This is a genomic window from Vitiosangium sp. GDMCC 1.1324, from assembly GCF_003044305.1.
Taxonomy (GTDB): domain Bacteria; phylum Myxococcota; class Myxococcia; order Myxococcales; family Myxococcaceae; genus Archangium.
This window is the reverse complement of the sequence record NZ_PZOX01000001.1, coordinates 864660-882642: the sequence shown is the minus strand read 5'-3', so window position 1 is coordinate 882642 and position 17983 is coordinate 864660. Positions and strand designations below refer to the sequence as shown.

15 protein-coding genes are annotated in these 17983 nt (G+C 68.6%); 12 read left to right on the top strand and 3 right to left on the bottom strand.

Annotation, left to right across the window (positions count from 1 at the left end; translation table 11 throughout):
* The first annotated feature begins 92 nt into the window (after positions 1-92).
* The 5 genes from DAT35_RS03430 (at position 93) to DAT35_RS03410 (ending at position 5764) form a co-directional block, all read left to right on the top strand.
* On the top strand, positions 93-1913 hold the full coding sequence (locus DAT35_RS03430) for a nitrogen regulation protein NR(II) (RefSeq protein ID WP_108065408.1): 1821 nt from the start codon (positions 93-95) through the stop codon (positions 1911-1913).
* Between the two features lie 93 nt (positions 1914-2006).
* Positions 2007-2597 carry a hypothetical protein gene (locus DAT35_RS03425; protein WP_108065407.1) on the top strand — a complete coding sequence of 197 codons (591 nt, stop codon included), beginning with the start codon at positions 2007-2009 and terminating at the stop codon, positions 2595-2597.
* Positions 2598-2688: 91 nt separating this feature from the next.
* Positions 2689-4047, top strand: coding sequence for an Ig-like domain-containing protein (locus tag DAT35_RS03420; protein ID WP_108065406.1), 1359 nt, complete (start codon positions 2689-2691; stop codon positions 4045-4047).
* A gap of 98 nt (positions 4048-4145) precedes the next feature.
* On the top strand, positions 4146-5237 hold the full coding sequence (locus DAT35_RS03415; protein ID WP_108065405.1) for a DUF2891 domain-containing protein: 1092 nt from the start codon (positions 4146-4148) through the stop codon (positions 5235-5237).
* Positions 5234-5764 carry an alpha-ketoglutarate-dependent dioxygenase AlkB gene (locus DAT35_RS03410; protein ID WP_108065404.1) on the top strand — a complete coding sequence of 177 codons (531 nt, stop codon included), beginning with the start codon at positions 5234-5236 and terminating at the stop codon, positions 5762-5764. Before DAT35_RS03415 ends, DAT35_RS03410 begins: the two co-directional genes overlap by 4 nt.
* A gap of 42 nt (positions 5765-5806) precedes the next feature.
* Here DAT35_RS03410 and DAT35_RS03405 read toward each other — a convergent pair whose 3' ends face one another.
* Entirely contained in the window at positions 5807-7141 is a 1335-nt protein-coding gene (locus DAT35_RS03405; RefSeq protein WP_108065403.1) for a Xaa-Pro peptidase family protein, read from the bottom strand.
* Between the two features lie 212 nt (positions 7142-7353).
* On the opposite strand from DAT35_RS03405, the gene DAT35_RS03400 reads away from it, so the two are divergent.
* Positions 7354-7920, top strand: coding sequence for a 2OG-Fe(II) oxygenase (locus DAT35_RS03400; protein WP_199242787.1), 567 nt, complete (start codon positions 7354-7356; stop codon positions 7918-7920).
* Positions 7921-7927: 7 nt separating this feature from the next.
* Here the strand turns inward: DAT35_RS03400 and DAT35_RS03395 are convergent, their stop codons facing one another.
* A complete protein-coding gene (locus tag DAT35_RS03395; RefSeq protein ID WP_108065401.1) occupies positions 7928-8821 on the bottom strand; it encodes a LysR family transcriptional regulator in 894 nt (297 codons plus the stop codon).
* 65 nt (positions 8822-8886) lie between these two features.
* Here DAT35_RS03395 and DAT35_RS03390 point away from each other — a divergent pair, with 65 nt between their 5' ends.
* The 3 genes from DAT35_RS03390 to DAT35_RS03380 all read left to right on the top strand — a co-directional run bounded on the left by DAT35_RS03390 (position 8887) and on the right by DAT35_RS03380 (position 12126).
* Positions 8887-9813 carry an MBL fold metallo-hydrolase gene (locus tag DAT35_RS03390; RefSeq protein WP_108065400.1) on the top strand — a complete coding sequence of 309 codons (927 nt, stop codon included), beginning with the start codon at positions 8887-8889 and terminating at the stop codon, positions 9811-9813.
* Between the two features lie 87 nt (positions 9814-9900).
* Positions 9901-10917, top strand: coding sequence for an endolytic transglycosylase MltG (gene mltG / locus DAT35_RS03385; RefSeq protein ID WP_108065399.1), 1017 nt, complete (start codon positions 9901-9903; stop codon positions 10915-10917).
* Between the two features lie 135 nt (positions 10918-11052).
* Positions 11053-12126, top strand: a complete 1074-nt coding sequence (locus DAT35_RS03380) for a 3-deoxy-7-phosphoheptulonate synthase (protein ID WP_108065398.1) — start codon at positions 11053-11055, stop codon at positions 12124-12126.
* A 6-nt stretch (positions 12127-12132) separates the two neighbouring features.
* Here the strand turns inward: DAT35_RS03380 and DAT35_RS03375 are convergent, their stop codons facing one another.
* Positions 12133-13527: an adenylate/guanylate cyclase domain-containing protein gene (locus tag DAT35_RS03375; RefSeq protein WP_158501531.1), complete on the bottom strand. Its 1395-nt coding sequence runs from the start codon at positions 13525-13527 to the stop codon at positions 12133-12135.
* A gap of 275 nt (positions 13528-13802) precedes the next feature.
* Here DAT35_RS03375 and DAT35_RS03370 point away from each other — a divergent pair, with 275 nt between their 5' ends.
* The 3 genes from DAT35_RS03370 to DAT35_RS03360 are packed head-to-tail and all read left to right on the top strand — an operon-like array spanning position 13803 to position 17968.
* Positions 13803-14447: a TetR/AcrR family transcriptional regulator gene (locus tag DAT35_RS03370; RefSeq protein ID WP_108065396.1), complete on the top strand. Its 645-nt coding sequence runs from the start codon at positions 13803-13805 to the stop codon at positions 14445-14447.
* Positions 14448-14506: 59 nt separating this feature from the next.
* Complete coding sequence (locus DAT35_RS03365; protein WP_199242786.1) at positions 14507-16300, top strand: NAD(P)/FAD-dependent oxidoreductase; 1794 nt, start codon at positions 14507-14509, stop codon at positions 16298-16300.
* Between the two features lie 18 nt (positions 16301-16318).
* On the top strand, positions 16319-17968 hold the full coding sequence (locus tag DAT35_RS03360) for a gluconolaconase (RefSeq protein WP_108065395.1): 1650 nt from the start codon (positions 16319-16321) through the stop codon (positions 17966-17968).
* Positions 17969-17983 lie beyond the last annotated feature (15 nt).

The following is a 17983-nucleotide window of genomic DNA, read 5'->3' as shown; positions in this document are numbered from 1 at the left end:
TCATGTCGAGCACTTCCACCATCAAGGCGGGACAGGCGGGTCCTGTGCTGGCGAGGCCACACGAACCCGAGCAGACACACCGGAGGCTCGGAATGTGGATCCTCGAGCGGTTGGACGTCTGCCTGTCGGAGCCGCTGCGCCGAGCGGCACCGGAGGATCTCGGCCGCTACCGGGTGCTGGTCTCCATCACCTTGATGATGCTGGTGATCGACGGGATGACCCTGGCCTCGACCCCGGTCAGTCCCCAACCCTGGATCCACGGCTCGGTGGGGCTCTTCTCGACGCTCATGAACACGCTCGCGCTGGTGCTGCTGCGCCGCCGCGCCTCGCACGAGCTCTCCGCGATGCTCGTCTGCACGACCATCGCCGCCGCGTTCATGTTCACCAGCCTCACCAGCCACCGGCCCTACACGGCCTCGCACGCGGTGGCCATGCTCGTCCCCGCGTTGTCGGTCTACCTGGTGGGGGCACGCCAGGGCCTCCTCCTCACGGTGTTCCTGAGCGCATTCGTGGGCATCGTCCATCCGCTCTACACGGCCCAGCCCGGTTTTGTGTTCAAGCCCCTGCTGCCAGGCCATCTGTGGATCGTGGATGCCAGCGCCGCTGTCTGCATCCTGCTCATCTGGGTGGTGAGCTGGCTGCACACCACCTCGCGCCTCCAGGCCCACAGCGCGCTGCGCGACAGCGAGCGCAAGCTGCACAGCCTCATCGAGAACACCGATGACCTGGTGTGCTCGATCGACACGCAGGGACGGGTCATCGTCGCCAACTCGGCGATGCGGCGGATCTCCCGCGAGCTCTTCGGCAAGGAGCTCATGCCGGGCGAGCCGCTCCTCCCCCAGGAGCTCGCCAACGTCCAGGAGGGGATGAGACAGCGCATGGCGCAGGCCTTCAACGGGCAGCGCGTGAGGGTCGAGGACGTCCACACCCGGTCGGACGGGGAGCATGTGGTGGACATCTCCTTCAATCCCATCTTCGGGGAGGACGGCCGGCCGCTGGGGTTGACCCTCTTCGGGCGGGATGTCACCGAGCGCAAGGAGGCCGAGATGAAGCTCAGCGAGATGCACCGCACCCTGCTGGATGTCTCACGGCAGGCGGGCATGGCGGAGATGGCCACGGGGCTGCTGCACAACGTGGGCAACACCCTCAACAGCGTGAACGTCTCGGCCAGCCTCGTCACCGAGCGCCTCCAGGGCCTGCGGGTGGGAGGGCTCGCTCGCGCGGCGGAGCTGCTGCGGGAGCACGAGGGCGATCTCTGCGCCTTCCTCAGCAAGGATCCCCGCGGCCGGCAGCTCCCGGCCTACCTCCTCGCGCTCTCGCGACAGCTGGCCGAGGAGCAGCAGGCGCTGCTGGCCGAGCAGCGCACGCTCACGGAGGGGCTCGAGCACGTCAAGTCCATCGTCAGCATGCAGCAGGAGCACGCGCGCTTCTCCGGCATGGCGGAGCTGATCCCGGTGACGCGGCTCATCGACGACGCCCTGCGCCTGCACGCCACCTCCTTCGAGCGCGCGAAGATCGAGATCCGCCGCGAGTACGCCGACGTGCCGCCCATCCTGCTGGATCGGCACAAGCTGATGCAGATCGTCCTCAACCTGCTGAGCAACGCGCGCCATGCGCTGGCCGACAGTGGCCGCCCGGACAAGCGCCTCACCATCCGCGTCGAGCCCGCCCCCGACGACCGGCTGCGCATCCAGGTGTCCGACAACGGGAAGGGCATCGCGCCGGAGCACCTCGCGCGGCTCTTCACCCAGGGATTCACCACCAAGAAGGACGGCCACGGCTTCGGGCTGCACATCAGTGCGCTGGCGGCCATCGAGATGGCGGGAAGCCTCACCTGCGACAGCGAGGGGCCCGGCCACGGAGCCACCTTCACCATCGAGCTGCCCATGCAGAGCGAGGAGCCCCAGGCCTGAGCCGGGCCCCGCCCGGGTGTGAACCTGTTCACAGTCAGGCCCGGGAGCGGGTGCTATGAGGTCGCCCACTCGACAACACGAGGGGGGAACACCATGCGGACATTCATCGTGGCGATCACGGCTGCGGGCACGCTCATGGCGTGCAAGGGTGGAGGTACGGCTGGAGCGGCTGGCTCGACGGATTGCGCCACGTCTTCTTCTTCAGCGGGCGCCTCCGGGCTCACGTCCTTCGAGGAGGGCCTGGTCGGCCCGCTGCTCTCGGACGTGCGCGCGGGAGTGCAGCCGTGGAACGACCAGAGCATCGGCATCTGCAAGGGGCAGGGCCGCGACTGCGAGGAGTTCCTCGGCACGAGCGCCGAGGAGCTGCCGCCGGGCGAGTACATGATGCGCGCCGAGCTCAAGGTGCCGCGCGTCGGCGACAAGGGCACCTGGAAGGTGAAGTTCGAGGCACAGTGCACCACGACGCGCAAGACGGAGCGCGGCGAGACCACCACCACGAACACCACCAGCAAGGAGTACGAGGTGCAGTACGCCGGGACGGATCGCGGCTCGCGCCTGTCGCCGCTCTACACCATCCGGAGCCCGGACCCGAGCGGCGAGAAGCACTGCAACTACAAGATCAGCTCGCTGCACCCGGACAAGCCCGCCGAGTGGACGGGCAGCTGGTCGGTGCCCCAGGGCTGAGACCCTGGCGCCAGGGGCGTCAGGTGGGGCCGGCATGCGATAGTCCAAGGCTCCGGGTACCCGGAAGGGGTGCCCGATAGCGAGGACAGTCATGCACGCGTTTCAGCCGACCCCGCCAACCCGGCGGCCCCTGAGGACGTCGTTCCATGCGGTACTGCTTCTGAGCCTGGGATGGATCGGATGCGATCTGTTCCAGGGCGGTGAGGACGAGAAGGACACCACGGCCCCGACGAACGTCCGGGTGACGGGGGGAGTGACGGCGGGAGAGACCGTCACCGGCCAGCGGAAGCTCGAGGCCACCGCCGATGACAACTCCGGCAAGGTGGCGAAGATCGAGTTCTACGTCGCGGACACCCTCGCCTGCGCGGATGAGACGGCCAAGAGCTCTGGCGCGACCTTCTCGTGCACCTGGGACTCCTCGAAGAGCGCCCAGGGGAGCTACCAGCTCACCGCCAAGGCCTTCGACGCGGCGGGCAACAACACCTCCTCCGCTCCCGTCTCCTTCACCATCCCCCCTCCCAACCACAAGCCCACCATCACCCTGGTGACCGCCACGCCGACCGCCGTCGACGAGGGCTCGAGCACCACCCTCTCGGTGACCGCCTCCGACTCGGATGGGGATCCGCTCACCTACTCCTGGACGCAGATCCCCGCGGCTCCGGCGGGCACCTTCGGCAGCGAGACCGGGGCAACGCGCACGTGGAAGGCGCCCATCCTCTCGCGCAACACGACCTTCACCCTGCAGGTGACGGTCTCGGATGGAAAGGGGGGCTCGGCCCAGGCCGCCGTGGACGTGGCGGTGGCCAACGTGCCCGCCCTCAACCGCGCTCCCTCCGTGGACAGCGCCATCACCGTCTCCTCCACCTCGGTGATCGCCGGTGACACCGTCAACCTCTCCATCGGCGCCACCGACCCGGATGGGGATCCGCTCACCTACTCCTGGACGACGGAACCCGCCGGCGAGGGCACCTTCACGAACGAGACGGCCTCCGCCGCGCAGTGGCGCTCGTCCGACATCAGCACGGCCAAGAGCTACACCTTCAAGGTCACCGTGTCCGATGGCACCGATTCCGTGACGCGCTCGGTGGACGTGCAGGTCAAGGTCCCCACGTATGCCAACGACATCCAGCCCATCTGGAACACGCAGTGCATCCTCTGCCACAACAGCAGCAGCGGCACTCGAGGGGGGCTCAACCTGGACGAGGGCAAGTCCTACGCCTCCATCGTCAACGTCGGAGCCGCGGGCACGGGCCCCGCCTCCTGCGGCGCCTCCGGCCTGAAGCGCGTGACACCGAACGAGCCGGATAACTCGTTGATAGTTCTGAAGCTCACCGACAACCCGCCCTGCGGAGGCAGGATGCCCCAGGGCAATCCGGGCTACTTCGACGAGCATCCCGGCGAGCTCACCCGCATCCGCTCGTGGATCCTCGCTGGCGCGCTCAACAACTGACCCTTCGACAGAGCACTTCCCGGGCGCCTCCATGTCCGGGAAGTGCTCGCCGGCCACCGAGCCCCCGCGCCTTCCACCGCGTTGGTACAGTCCCGCGGATGACGTCCCCTCTCCTGCTGACGATCCTCATGAGCACCCTCCCCGCCAGCACTCCTCCGCCCCCGGACTTCGGCGCCGAGGCCGCGACGCGCTTCGCGGAGCTCGCGCTCTCCTGTGTCCACCGCGAGTACCCGAACAAGATCGCGCACGTGATGCAGGGCGACGCAGACGTGCGGCCACCGCGCGAGCTCACCCCCGCCTTCTACGGCTGCTACGACTGGCACTCCGCCGTCCACGGGCACTGGCTCCTCGTGCGGCTGGCGCGGACGTTCCCGGAGGCGCCCTTCGCCGCACGCGCTCGGGAGGCGGTGGCGAAGAGCCTGACACCCGCGAACATCGACGCGGAGGTGCGCTACCTGAACGCTCCGGGCCGGGTCTCCTTCGAACGCCCGTACGGATTGGCATGGCTGCTCCAGCTCGCGGCGGAGCTGAGGGAGTGGGACGATCCGCAGGCCCGCGAGTGGTCGGCCACGCTGAAGCCCCTCGAGGCCAGCGCGGCTGCCCGGCTCCGCGAGTGGCTCCCGAAGCTCTCGCGCCCCATCCGCGTGGGCGAGCATGATCAGACGGCCTTCGCCTTCGGGCTCGTCCTGGACTGGGCGCGGCAGACGGAGGATCGCGCGATGGAGCAACTCCTGACGGAGCGGGTGGAGACGTTCTACGGGAAGGATCGCCGGGGCCCGCTCGCCTACGAGCCCTCGGGCCAGGACTTCGTCTCGCCGTGCCTCGCCGAGGCGGACCTGATGAGGCGGGTCCTGCCGCCGGCGCGCTTCGCCACGTGGCTGCGTGCCTTCCTGCCGGAGATCCCCACCGATGGCTCCCCCTCCTGGCTCGAGCCGGCGGTGGTGACCGACCCGAGTGATCCAAAGCTCGCGCACCTGGATGGCCTGAACCTGAGCCGTGCGTGGATGCTGGAAGGAATCGTGTCCGGCCTTCCGCCCACGGACAAACGGCTGCGCTCGCTCCAGACGACGGCGAAGCTCCACCGCGAGGCGGGTCTGCGGGCGGTGACGGGCGCCCACTACGAGGGCGGACACTGGCTGGGCAGCTTCGCCGTGTACCTCGTGACCGGAAGGGGCTTGCGAAAGCCATGAACCCGCATCCCCGCATCGAGGGGGTCGGGCTCCTCGAGGCATTCGTTCAGGACCCTCCGTCCCTCTTCGATTCACTCCAGCGCACCAGCACGTGGGACACCCGCATGCGAGCACGGCTCACCGCCAGCGTCGGAGCACCGTACAACTACTCCGGCATCACCTACCCGCACGTGCCCATGCCACCAGAGCTGGACACACTGGCGCGGCGGATCGAGCGCGAGGTCCAGCACCGCATCACGAACTGCCTCATCAACTTCTACCCGGAAGGAGCGTCCAGCATGGGATTCCACTCGGACTCCTACGAACATCTCCAGCCGGGTACCACCGTCTCCATCGTGAGCCTGGGCGGGCCGAGGACCCTGCGGTTCCGGAGGAAGGAGGCAAGGGATGAGCTCGTGGATGTATCGCTGGGCAGCGGCTCGCTGCTGGTGATGCGGCAGCGCGTGCAGGACGAGTGGATGCACGCACTGCCGCCAGAGCCCGAGGCCCCTCCGCGGATGAGCCTCACGTTCCGCTGGGTCCTCTGAGCGGCCGTTCTTGAGCGGAGAGCCCCCCTCCGCGCCTGTGGCTCACTTCCCGCTGCCTGGCTGTGGAGAGCCCGCTGGCGAGGGGATGAGGACGAGTTCCTCCTGGGGAGGGATGAGGTACTCCGCACCCTTCTCCGTCACCACGGCCATCTCCTCGACGGAGAGCGTCTTCGTCTCGCCGGGAGTCGCGAGCTTCCAGGCGAAGAAGCCATCGAAGGCGAAGACCTGTCCGGGGCGGATGGGCCGTAGCGCCCAGCCCGTGGGAGGCTTGTCCGACTGGGCCCCCGACAGCGCCGGGCCCACGTCGTGCGCCCAGTAGCCCACGGGATGCCCCGTGCCCCACATCACCGGCTCGGAGCCCGCCTCGCGCATCCAGTCGCGCTGGGCCTTGTCCACGTCGTAGCCGCGCACTCCCGGCTTCAGCGCCGCGAGCGCCACCCGGCTGCCCTTCTTCGATTTCTCCCACTTCTCCAGCGCCTCCTTCGGAGGCTGCGTCTCGCCCGGGGCGAGCACGTAGGCGAAGCGCTGGATGTCGGTCACCCAGATGCCCTCCACCTTGATGCCGAAGTCCGTCTGGATGAAGTCGCCCGGCTGGATGACCCGCTCCGTGGCGTGCGAGTGGCCGCGATCCGAGCCGGAGTTCACATTGGGGTTCTGGTCCGGAGCCCAACCGTCCTCCACGCCCAGCTCGGCGATACGCTTCTTGAGGAAGCGGGCCACGTCCAAGTCGCGCGTCTTCCCCGGCACCACGGTGCGGTAGGCCTCCTCCTCGAGCGAGGCCGTCAGCGCGGCGGCCCGGCGCATGATCTCCACCTCCTCGGGCAGCTTCACCGACAACCACTCGAAGACGAGCTCCTCGGACGAGACGAGCCGGCGACGCAGCGTGGGTGACAGCGCCGCTTCGAGTTGCTCGCGCTGGGTGGCCGACAACCCGTCCGCCATCTTCAGGGTACGAGAGGAGTTCACCGCGATGCGCTGGGGCTTTGCCTCGGCGAGCCTCGCGGCCACCTGGACGTAGATGTCCGCATCGCGCGCCAGGGGGACCACCTCGTCGTGGAGCCCCACGTCCTGGAGCGCCCGGGCCTCACCGACCGGCGAGAGCGCGATGGAGCGCATCCCCTCCTTCTGCTTCAGGAAGAGGAAGGCGGCGGTGCCTCCGGCGTTCTCACAGCCGATGTGCGTGGCCAGCGGATCATTGTCGTTCTCACGGCAGATCACGACCCACGCATCCACCTTCGCCCGAGCCATGGCCTCCGGTAGCAGTTGCTGGACACGGGCCTTGCGGATGCGCGGCCAGGCGCGATCGGAGTGGGACTCGGCGGCGCTCGCGGGGAGCGCGGTGAGGATCAGGATGGCGGAGAGCAGGGCACGACGCATCGCGATGAAGCCTCCTGGGAAGGAGCGGCCATCATGACGCACTCGCCGATCGGGCTCGACCCGTCCCGTGCAACTTCTCGGCGTACGCCACAACGCACGGTTCGCATGCCCGGTACGGGTCCGCACGCGGCGTGCAGGCTGTCCGCTCCTGGTCCTTGCACCGCGCTCACATAGTGTCTATATTACACCAAGCTCGTTTCAGGGGGAGCGCCATGAGTCGCTCGATGCTGGTGCAGTCGAAGCTGCCGTTCATCCAGACCCTCTCCTCGGTGCTGTCCGACGCGGAGTGCGCGGCGATGATCCAGCGCATCGAGTCCCTGAGGCCAGCCCCGGCGCCCATCACCACGCCTCGCGGCTTCGTGATGCGCCCGGACATCCGCAACAACGATCGGGTGATGTTCGACGACGTGGCCCTGGCGGCGGACCTCTTTGCCCGAGTGCGCCACGGCCTACCACCGGCACCAGGCCCCTGGAGGGCGGTGGGAACCAACGAGCGCTTCCGCTGCTACCGCTACCAGCCGGGGCAGTTCTTCGCGCCACACCGGGACGGAGCCTTCATCCGCTCGCCAGAGGAGCAGAGCCTGCTCACCCTGCTCATCTACCTCAATGGGGACTGCGAGGGCGGAGAGACGCGCTTCCCTTTCCAGGAGCGGGAGGTCATCCCGGCCCCGGGCATGGGACTGCTCTTCGAGCACACGCTGCTGCACGAAGGCGCCGAAGTGCGCGCGGGGACCAAGTACGTGCTGCGCACGGACGTGATGTACCGCCTCGAGGGCTGAGAGAGGCTCAGGTGCTGGAGGAGCCCCCGAACTTCTCCAGCTCGGACACGAGGAGCTCCGAGACCAGGCGCACGCGAGGGATGTCGAGCACCGACTTCGCGCACACGAGGTAGACCGAGCTGCAGTGGTAGGGCCCAAGGTCGATGGCCAGCGGCACGAGCGACGAAGGGCGCGAGATGCGATGCCGGAAGTGCGGCAACACCACGGCGCCAAGGCCGGCCTCCGCCGCTTCGACCTGGACGAGGAAGTTGTCCGAGGTGAACACCGGAGCGAACCCGGGAATGAGCTCCTCGAGCTGGGGATTGGGCGGCACCATGTCGAACGGAGGCGCCCAGGCGATCCACGGGAGCTCCGCGAGGCTCGGCTTGCGAGGCAGCTTCGCCGCGAGCGACTTCGAGACGAACACGCTGTTCTGGAGCTCGAGTTCCAGCAGCACCTTCAGCCCCTCCTGGGTCGGCGCCTTGGTGCGCAACGCGAGATCCGCTTCTCCGCGATTGAGATCGAGGTACTGGATGCTCGAGAGCACCTCGAGCCGCAGGCCAGGGTGTTTCCCCGCGAGCCACGCCGCGAAAGGCACGACGAAATCGAAGCACGCGAGGGGTGCCGCCGTGATGCGAACCAGCCCTCGGGGAGACCGGTCGGAGGACTCCACGGCCCGGCCCACTTCGCCAGCCCACTCCGCCATCTTCTTCGCCGGCACCAGCAGCCGCTCGCCCGCGCTGGTGAGCGAGGCCCCATCCACGCTCCGCCGGAAGAGCGCCCCGCCCAGGGAGTACTCCAACGCCGCCAGCCGCCGGCTCACCGTGGGCTGCCCGATGCGGAGCCTCCGCGCCGCGCCGCTCAAGCTGCCCGTCTCCGCCACCGCCAGGAACAGCCGCACGTCTTCCCAGGGAATATCCATAAATGGATGGCATCATGCCGAAATGCCCGATTTCAATCCACGGGCGCATGGGTAGGGTTTCGCCCATGAGAAACCTGCTCGTCACCACCTTCGTTGCCCTGCTCGCCACCGGCTGCGCCGTGAGCAGCCACGCCACCCAGAAGGCCACCCTCGGAGTTCCCCGCTCGTCCACGGAGCTGCTGGCGGTCATCGACCAGCCGGGCCCCGTCACCCTCGAGACGGTCGCCTCGTGCGATTGGCAGGTCGATCGCTCGGGCCTCATCAACCTCGAGCACCCGCGTGCGAAGGAGGCCGGCCTCAAGGACGGGCCGGAGGCCATCCAGGTGTTCTTCCACGTGCTGCGCCACCCCACGCGAGGCACCTTCATCGTCGACACCGGCGTCGAGAAGGCGCTGCGCGACCAGCCCGACAAGGCCGCCGTCCGGGGGCTGGTGGCCTCGTTCCTGAAGCGCGAGACCATGAAGTTCAACGACCCCCTCGGGGACTGGCTCGCCCGGCAGCAGGAGCCGCTCCAGGGCGTGTTCCTCACGCACCTGCACCTGGATCACATCATGGGCATGCCAGACGTGCCCGCGGGCACCGCCGTCTACACCGGCCCGGGCGAGGCCTCCGACAGCTCGTTCATGAACATGCTGGCGCAGGGGACCGCGAACCGTCAGCTCGAGGGCAAGGCGCCCCTGAGCGAGTGGGCCTACCAGCCCGATGCGACGGGCCGCTTCGCCGGGGTGCTCGACATCTTCGGGGACGGCTCCGTCTGGGCGCTCTGGGTGCCGGGCCACACCCCGGGCAGCACCGCGTACGTGGTGCGCACGCCCCAGGGCCCCGTGCTGCTCACCGGCGATGCGAGCCACACGCGCTGGGGCTGGGAGCACGACGTCGAGCCGGGCACCTTCTCCGCCGACATCCCGAAGAGCGCCGACAGCTTCGCGCGCCTGCGCAAGCTGGCCGCCGAGCACCCCACCCTCGACGTGCGCTTCGGCCACCAGCGGTGAGGCGGGGGGCTTGTCCCCCTCCCTGGTGGACAGGCCCATGCGCTCATTCCCCATTCGAGCGCGTGCGGGTGTTAACCTGCGCCGGTGATGAAGCGCATTCTTCTCGTCCTGCTCGGGCTCGTCGTCCTCGCCGCGGGCGCGGTTGCCGGTACATTCTTCTGGGCGGAGCGTGGGGTCCAGCACGCCATGGCCCCGCCGGGCGCCCCCACCGTGGAGTTCACCGTGCCCAAGGGCACCACGGGGCGCGCCCTGGGGCCCCAGCTCGCGGCACAGGGGCTGCTCCGCGACGCCCGGCTCTGGCGCTGGCACCTCTTCCGCCGGGGCCAGTTCGCCCCCAAGGCGGGCCGCCACGCGGTGAGCCCGTCCATGACGATGGCGGAGGTCGCCACCGCGCTCGAGGCCCCTCCCATCCCCGAGGATGTCCCCTTCGCCATCGTCGAGGGCTGGCGCCTGCGTGACACGGATGCGGCGCTCGCCGCGGCGGGCCTCATCACGCCCGGCGCCTACCTGGCCGCCGCCAGCCACCCCGAGCGCTTCACCGCTCCCTTCCCGCTCCCCAAGGGCACGCTCGAGGGCTACCTCTACCCCGAGACCTACCGGGTGGTGCCCGGCGCCGTGAAGGTGGAGGAGCTGCTCCAGCGCCAGCTGGACACCTTCGCCGAGCGCTTCTACACCCCCTACCAGGAGGCCCTCGGCCGCAGCGGGCGCAGCCTCCACGAGGTGGTGGTGATGGCCTCGATGCTGGAGCGGGAGGAGCCCCTGCCGGAGCAGCGGCCCCTGGTGGCGGGCATCCTCTGGAAGCGCGTGGACAAGGGCTTCCCCCTGGGCGTGGACGCGACGTCGCGCTACGAGCTGGCCGAGTGGAATGACCGACAGGCCTTCCTGCAACGACTGCGTAACACCGAGGACCCGTGGAACACGCGCCACCGCAAGGGGCTGCCGCCGGGGCCCATCGGGGCGCCCACGGTGGAGTCGCTCCGGGCGGCCCTCGCCCCCCAGCCGAGCGAGTTCTGGTACTACCTCCACGACTCCGAGCGGCACCTGCACCCCTCCCGCAACGCCGAGGAGCACGAGGCGCTGCGCCGCAAGTACAACGTGTACTGACGGTCACGGGGTGGTGGGAATCGACTCCACCCCGTGAGACTTCTGGAGAGTGCAGGTGGTAGCGGCGCCCGTCCGCCGCCCTGGTACAATCGCGAATTCCGAGTAACCCGAGCCGCGCCCGAGGCATCCGCGCCCATGACCGCCCGTACCGAGAACCTGAATGTTGTCGGCTTCGACCACATGCCCTCCCCCGCCGAGATCAAGGCGCGCGTGCCGCTGACCGAGCGCGCGTCCCAGGCCGTGCTCTCCGGCCGCCGGGCGCTGACGGACATCCTGGACCGGAAGGATCCGCGCCTGTTCGTGATCGTGGGCCCGTGCTCCATCCATGATCCCAAGGCGGGGCTCGACTACGCGCGCCGGTTGCGCAAGCTCGCCGATGACGTCCGGGACACGCTGCACGTGGTGATGCGCGTCTACTTCGAGAAGCCGCGCACCTCCACCGGCTGGAAGGGCTTCATCAACGACCCGCGGATGGACGACTCCTTCCACATCGAGGAAGGCATGGAGCGCGGCCGCCGCTTCCTGCTGGACGTGGCCGAGACCGGCCTGCCCGCGGCGACCGAGGCGCTGGATCCGATCGCGCCGCAGTACTACGGCGATCTGATCTCCTGGACGGCCATCGGCGCGCGGACGGCGGAGTCGCAGACCCATCGCGAGATGGCCTCGGGACTCTCCACGCCGGTGGGCTTCAAGAACAGCACCGACGGCTCACTGGAGGCGGCGGTCAACGGCGTCCTCTCCGCCTCCCGCCCGCACAGCTTCCTGGGGCTGAACGAGAGCGGCGCCTCGGCCATCATCCGCACCCGCGGCAACACCTACGGCCATCTGGTGCTGCGCGGCGGCGGCGGACGGCCCAACTACGACACGGTGTCCATCTCGCTCGCCGAGCAGGCGCTCACCAAGGCCCGGCTGCCCGTCAACGTCGTGGTCGATTGCTCGCACTCCAACTCCTGGAAGAAGCCGGAGCTGCAGCCGCTGGTGATGCGCGACGTGGTGCACCAGATCCGCGAGGGCAACCGCTCCGTGGTGGGCCTGATGGTGGAGAGCTTCCTCGAAGCCGGCAACCAGCCCATCCCCGCCGATCTCTCGCAGCTGCGCTACGGCTGCTCGGTGACGGACGCCTGCGTGGACTGGAAGACCACCGAGGACATGCTGCGCAGCGCCCACGAGGCCCTGCGCGGCGTGCTGCCCGCGCGCAAGGCGGCCTGAGCCCCCTCACGCCGCGCCGAGCAGCAGCCAGGTCCGCATGGGGCCCTTCCCCTTGACGTTCACGACGCCCTGGTCCTGGAAGAGGTAGCGGCCTTGGAGCCGCTCGTGGACGGCCTCGGAGAGGTGGATGCCGTCCACCACGCCGTGGGACTCCATCCGGCTCGCGGTGTTGACGGTGTCGCCCCACAGGTCATAGGCGAACTTCTTGCCGCTGATGACCCCGGCGATCACCGGGCCCGAGTGGATGCCGATTCGCAGATGGAGGGGGATCTGCAACTGCTCGCCCAGCTTCAGGAGCTCGGCGCGCATGGCCAGCGCCAGGCCCGCCATGGCCTCGGCATGGTCGCTCCGGGGCTGGGTCAACCCACCCACCGCCATGTATGCGTCTCCGATCGTCTTCACCTTCTCCACGCCAAACTCATCCGTGAGCTGGTCGAAGACGGAGAAGACCATGTTCAACACCTGCAGCACGTCCGGCGGCGTGTGCTGGGCGGCGAAGCGGGTGAAGTCCACCAGGTCGGCGAACAGCACCGTCACGTCCGGAGAGTTCTCCACGATGATCCGCTGGCCCTGCTTGAGCCGGTCGGCCACGGGCTTCGGCAGGACGTTGAGCAGGAGCTGATCCGCCCGCTCGCGCTCGCGCTGGATGGTGCGCAGGTGCGCCAGCTCCTGCTCATGCAGCCGGTGGAGCTCGGTGATGTCGTGGTAGATGGCGATGAAGCCCACCTGCTGCCCTTCCACCATCACCGGCAGCGCCAGGAGCTCCACGTCGACGGGCGTCCCGTCCTTGCGCAGACGCCGGGTGACGGAGCGGACCCGGCCACGCTGGAGCGCCTCACGAGCGGTGAGCTCGGCCTCTTCGCGGATGGGTCCCTCGCTGGCCACCAGACGCAGGATGTTCCGGCCGATGGCCTCGCGGGCCGTGTAGCCGAACAACCGCTCCGCCGCCGGGTTCCAGGACACCACGGTGAACCGGAGGTTGATGGTGACGATGGCCACCGGGCTGTGGAGGACCAGCGACTCGTAATACTCCTTCTGCTGGCGCAGCGAGGCCTCGACTTCCGCATGCGCCGTCAGGTCGCGCAGCAGCACCACGCGCCCTTCCGGCAGAGGCAGGCACCGGACGCTCAGCACGCGCGCCTGGCGGGGCGAGCCCACGGACCCATGCCACACGAGCTCGGCATCCCGGGGCGGGTCCTCTGGTGACAGAGGCTCGGGCGGAGTCCACTCCGGCAACAGCTCCGCGATGGGCCTACCCTGGAGCGCGCCGTCCTGCTCGCCGAAAAGCCGTTGCGCGGCGCCATTGGCCTCCACGATCCGGTGGTGGGAATCGAGCACCAGCACTCCGTCGGGGGAGTGCTCGAAGAGGGCGGTCTGGGCGCGGCGCAGCAGGTCGGACATGGATGGCGTCCCGATCAGTGTAGGCCACCCTGCTGACGTGGGCACGAAGATGCGACCCCACGACAGGCCGAGAGAGGAGCGCGTCTGTCTTTGACGTGCGCCTCGAACCCACCGGCGGAGACCGCCCGCCTCCTCACCAGGCACCATTTTAAGTCAATTGACTTTCTCAGTCGTTTGACTTAGTTCTTCTCGCGTGGGCTCGAGGACAGCCACCCCCCGGAGGTCTTGATGAGCGCCGACAACAACAAGCAGGTCCTGGATTACCCGGTGAGCTCGTGAGTCCCAGCAAATCCGACCGAGGCAGCGAGACACGCGAGCTGCTCCTCATCACCGCCGAGCGGCTGTTCGCCGAGCACGGCGTGGAAGCCGTCTCCAACCGCCAGGTGAGCGAGGCCGCGGGCCAGTCCAACAACTTCGCGGTCGGCTACCACTTCGGCACCAAGAATGACCTCGTGCTGGCGATCCTGCGCCGTCACTCGGAGTCGATCGAGCGCCGGCGTGCCGAGATGCTCGCGGAGATCATCGGCTCGCCCGACCTGCGCGACTGGGTGTCCTGCCTCGTGCGGCCGAGCATCGAGCACCTCGCCACGTTGGGCAGCCCCTCCTGGTACGCGCGGTTCATCGCCCAGGTGACGACCCATCCCGCCTTGCAGGAGCTCGTGATCAACGAGGCGGTCGCCTCGCGAGCGATGCAGCAGATCATCGAAGGCATGTTCCGGCTGGTCCCGCGTCTTCCCGAGAACGTGCAGTTGGAGCGCGGCTACATGAGCCGGTTGCTGATCGTGCACATGTGCGCCGAGCGGGAACGCGCGCTGCACGAGGGCACTGCCCCACCCCGCTCCACGTGGGAGTCCACCGCGTCCGGCCTGGTCGACGCGCTCGTCGGATTGTGGCTGGCCCCCGTCTCCGCCCGGCGGTGACGGCCGAGCCGTTCAGACGTCAAAAACAAACGAAGTGAAGGCCAAAAGGATGTGTGCGGATGAATGAGACGAAGAAGGGTGTGCCCTCGTTCTCTCCTGAAGCGCTGAGGGAGAAGTACCGGCTCGAGCGTGAGAAGCGGCTGCGTCCTGACGGCAACACCCAGTACCGCGAGCTCAGCGGTATCTACGCGGACTTCGACAAGGACCCCTACGTCGAGCCCGGCTTCACCCGTCCGGCGCTGACCGAGAAGATCGACGTCTTGATTGTCGGCGGTGGCTTTGGCGGCATGTTGGCGGCGGTGCGGCTGCGCCAGGCGGGGGTCGATTCCATCCGCATCATCGAGAAGGGCGGCGACTTCGGTGGCACCTGGTACTGGAACCGCTATCCGGGCGCTGCCTGCGACGTGGAATCCTATATCTACATGCCGCTGCTCGAGGAGACCGGCTACATCCCCACGGAGAAGTACGCCAAGGCGCCGGAGATCTTCGCCCACTGCCAGCGGATCGGCCGGCAGTTCGACCTCTACAAGGCGGCGCTGTTCCAGACCCAGGTCGAGCAGATGGACTGGGACGAGAACACCCGGCGCTGGAACGTCACGAGCAACCGGGGCGACAAGCTCACGGCGCGGTTCGTGATCATCGCCGGTGGCATCATGCACAAGGCGAAGCTGCCCGGCATCCCGGGCATCGAGACCTTCAAGGGCCACAGCTTCCATACGACCCGGTGGGACTATGCCTATACCGGCGGCGGCCCTACGAGCCCCATGACGCGGCTGGCCGACAAGCGTGTGGGCATCATCGGCACGGGCGCGACCGCGGTCCAGGTGGTCCCCCACCTCGGTGCTGCGGCCAAACAGGTGTATGTCTTCCAGCGCACGCCCTCGGGCGTGGGGGTGCGGGCCAACCAGCCCACCGACGAGGCTTGGGTGAAGACGCTCAAGCCCGGCTGGCAGGAGGAGCGCATCCGCAACTTCACCGCGATCGTCTCGGGTCTCCAGCAGGACGTCGACCTGGTGCGGGACGGGTGGACCTATCTCCTCGATAGCAGCGAGAGCCGCCGTGCCGAGACCCCCGAGAAGGCGGCCGAGCTCCACCAGCTGGCCAACTTCCGCAGGATGGAGGAGGTCCGCGCGCGGGTGGCCGCCATCGTCAAGGATCCGGCGACGGCCGAGGCGCTCAAGCCCTACTACGACCCCCTGTGCAAGCGGCCCTGCTTCCACGACGAATACCTGGACACGTTCAACCGCCCCAACGTCCAGCTCGTGGATACAGACGGCAAGGGCGTGGAGCGGATCACTCCCACCGGCGTGGTGGTGGGGGGCAAGGAATACGAGGTCGACTGCCTCGTCTACGCCTCGGGCTTCGAGGTCTCGGGCGACTACACCCGCAAGCTGGGCTTCGACATTCGCGGGCGCGGCGGCAAGTCCTTGCGCGACAGCTGGGCCGACGGCCCTTCGACGCTCCACGGCATGACCACCCACGGCTATCCGAACCTCCTGATGATCAGCCTCATCCAGAGCGGTTGGGCGATCAACTTCGTCCACATGCTCGGCGAGCAGGCGCAGCACGCCGCCTACATCATCGATCGTTGCCTGAAGCAGGGCATCGAGACGATCGAACCGACGGTGCAGGCGCAGGAGCAGTGGTGGGGGACGATCCTCGTCAGCCTCCAGAAGGGCCACGTCTTCGGCGGTGCCGAATGCACGCCCGGCTACATCAACAACGAGGGCATCCGGCCTGCCCCGAGCGCGATTCGCAGCGCCGGCATCGCGAGTGGCACGCTCGAGTTCATCGACATCCTGCGGAACTGGCGCAAGGGCGACGAGCTCTCGGGCCTGGACGTCACGCGCTGAGCCACCCGGAGATTTCCCATGACTCGATTCCTCTACAAGTCCCTGGCTGCTTGCCTGTTGATGACGAGCGCTCAGGCGCTGGCCGCCCCGCCCAAAGCCTACCGCCAGGAGGTGGTGGTCGCCGGCTCTCACTTCCAAGGCGTCCACGGGATGGCCGTTGATGGCAAGGGACACCTGCTGGCCAGCAATCTGCTCGGCCAGACGGTGCACTCCATCGACTTGAGCACAGGTGCTGTATCCACCCTGGTAGGACCTCCGCTGGGTGGCGCGGATGACGTGACCCTGGGTCCCGACGGCTCGGTCTACTGGACCGGCTTTTTCTCCGGCCAGTTGATGCGGCGCACCCCGGATGGAAAGACGCGCGTCATCGCCAAGGATCTGCCGGGCCTCAACTCGCTGGCCTTCCGCCAGGATGGCAGGTTCTACGTCACCCAGCTCGGCCGGGCCGATGCGCTGTGGGAAGTGGACCCGAACGGGAAGAAGCCGCCTCGGAAGGTCATCTCCGAGCCCGGCTTCCTCAACGGCTTCGAGTTCGGTCCGGATGACCGGCTGTACGGCCCGATCCTGCTCAAGGGGCAGGTTGCCCGCGTGGACGTGGACAAGGGCACCATCGAGGCCGTGGCAGGGGGCTTCGCGATGCCGGTCGCCGTCAATTTCGACGCGCGCCGCGAGAACCTCTATGTGGTCGACGCGGCGCGAGGCGAGCTGGTGCGCGTCCGGCTGCCCTCGGGCGACAAGGAGGTCGTCGCGAAGCTGCCCACCGGGCTCGACAACCTGGCCGTGGGCCCGGATGACCAGGTGTACGTGTCCAACATGGTCGACAACGACATCCACGTGGTCAATCCCGCGGATGGCTCCGTCCGGCCCCTGGTCGAGTCGCGCTTGAGTGTGCCCTCCGGCATCGCCGTCGCGCCGGATGATCCGGACGAGCAGCTGTACGTGGCGGATGTGTATGCCTTCCGCCGTGTGGGCGGGCGCGATGGGAAGATCACCCAGACGGCCCGCGTCCTCTCCTCCCAGACGAACTTCCCCATGAACGTGAGTCTGAGCGCGAAGCACGTGGTGCTCAGCACGTCCTACCTGGGCAGCCGGAGCAGCGTGCAGGTGCTGGATCGGGCCTCGGGAAACCTCCTGCGGACGATTCCCAACGCGAATGGCGTCCAGGGCGCGATCGAGCTCGCCGACGGCACGCTGATCCTCGCCGAGGCCGCCACGGGCAAGCTCGTCCGCGTGGATACCGCCGAGCCCGCGGGAACCACGGTGCTCGCCCAGGGGCTGGAGGGGCCCGTGGGCCTCGTGGCCGACACGGAGGCGGCGGAGCCGGGGGTGTACGTCACGGAGGTGCGCTCGGGGAAGGTGACCCGGGTGCGCTTGTCGGATGGCGCCAAACGCACGGTGGCCAAGGGCCTCAAGGCCCCCGAGGGCATCGCCCGACATCCGGACGGTGGGCTGATCGTCGCCGAGGTGGGCCGTAAGCAGCTGGTGCGCATCGATCCGGCCACGGGACGCTCCAGGGTGATCGCGAGCAGCCTGCGCATCGGTCTGCCCGAAAGCGGGGGCTTCCCACCGGGCTACCTCCCCACGGGGGTCGCCGTGGGCAGCTCGGGGACCATCTACTTGACGTCCGACATCGAGAGCGCCCTCTATCGGTTCGTCCCCGCGCCCTGACCTGAGCGCGAGCAG